This window comes from bacterium, from assembly GCA_024228115.1.
Classification (GTDB): Bacteria; Myxococcota_A; UBA9160; order UBA9160; family UBA6930.
In genome coordinates, this window is the sequence record JAAETT010000493.1 from 1 (window position 1) to 1,509 (window position 1,509).

Annotated in this window: 2 protein-coding genes; one reads left to right on the forward strand and one right to left on the reverse strand. The window is 62.1% G+C overall.

Translation table 11 applies throughout. From position 1 onward, the window contains the following. On the forward strand, positions 1-606 hold a 606-nt coding region (locus GY937_21015), incomplete at its 5' end, for a serine hydrolase (GenBank protein ID MCP5059194.1). A gap of 377 nt (positions 607-983) precedes the next feature. On the opposite strand, the gene GY937_21020 is transcribed toward GY937_21015, so the two are convergent. Next, positions 984-1,208 (reverse strand): helix-turn-helix transcriptional regulator, encoded by a 225-nt coding sequence (locus tag GY937_21020; protein ID MCP5059195.1) that lies wholly within the window; start codon positions 1,206-1,208, stop codon positions 984-986. Positions 1,209-1,509: the final 301 nt, after the last annotated feature.

Genomic DNA, 1,509 nt, shown 5'->3' on the forward strand with positions numbered 1-1,509 from the left:
CAAGACATGGCGGGCCATGCGGCCAACGTTCCGTTCCTGCACGACCCCGGGACCCATTGGGCCTACTCGACGGGAACCAGTGCAATTCTTGGCGGCATCGTCTCACGCCTGACAGGCCCCAGCCGTGAAGCCACCAGGGCTTGGATGGAAAAGGAATTGCTCGACCCGCTCGGGATCAAGAGCCTCATCGCCGAATCCGACAGCCGCGGCCAACTGGTTGGTGGCAGCCACGTCTGGGCGACAGCTCGGGATTGGGCGCGCCTTGGTCTGCTCTACCTACGCGACGGTGAATGGCACGGCCGGCGTATCCTTCCCGCAGGCTGGGTGGATTTTTCACGCACCCGCGCACCGGTCGACAACAACGGAATCTACGGTGCTCACTTCTGGCTGAATCTTCCAGCCCGCGGGAAGCAGGTCGATCCTCTGCCCGGCGCACCCGGTAGTGCGTTTCAGATGACCGGCAACGGCGGCCAGTATGTTGTGCTGGTTCCGGAACGCGACCTGATCGTCTTGCGCTTCGGCGAGATGATCGCAACGGATTGGCCCACGTTGGGCCGCCGGATGGCCGCGCTGATCGCCCCTTTCCCGACTCAGAGCGCGCCGTGAAGCGCCTGCTCTTGCGCCTTCGAAGGGGAGCGCAGCCTCGCCGCCTGCCGGGCAGGCATGCTGGCGTCGATGGAATCCATCGCCGCCGCCGTAGTCGGCGAAGACTGGCAAGTCGGCGTAGCCTCTCAATCATTCTTCGAGAAATGTGGTGATAGCTGGAAGCTGTCGATTCAGGTTTCACCAGCCGAGAGCCAAGAGCGCCCATGGCAAGCCCAGCGAGGCCCGACGCCTCGCACGGGCAGAAATGGGGCCGGCAAGGACAAGACTTGAAGCCCGCGACGGTCCCCTGAGGGCTGGGGAGGGGCTTTCTTGCGGGGGCAAGAGAATAGTTGCGAGAGGCTCTCGTTCGAGTCAATATTCGGATATGGAATACGGTCTCAGTTGCGATCAAAGAAGTGCTGGACCGGTTTTCCATAGAGCTGGGCGAAAGCCTGTAGCTCGATGACATCGACTCGCCGGTCACCACTCTCGCTCTTGGAGACAAAGGCCTGGCTTCGACGGAGCCGCTGGGCAACCTCGATCTGGGTCAGGCCAGCGTCTTCTCGCGCCCGTTTGAGGCGCTTCAAGAACCGCCGATAGGCGGGGCGACGCGTGACCTCCATCGGCACGGCTCGAAGGGTGAGTCTTGTGTTCGAATATTCGATTTCAGAATATACCAAGGGGAAAGCAGCGATATGAGCAATTGCACTGGACGTGAGGAGGCGAGAGGACTCAACCCGATCCTAGGGCGGCGCACGGCGCTCCCGGGCGCCGCAGTCTTGGCCCTCCTAGTCCCTTGTATCGACCAAAGGCGGAAGTGTTGTCATGCTAAGCACTGCGTCCCCCGCAGCCAATCGGTTCTCGCCGTGTCGCGGGCCGATTCATGGGGCCCGTATGTCGAAGAAGCGGTATCGGATTGACTTG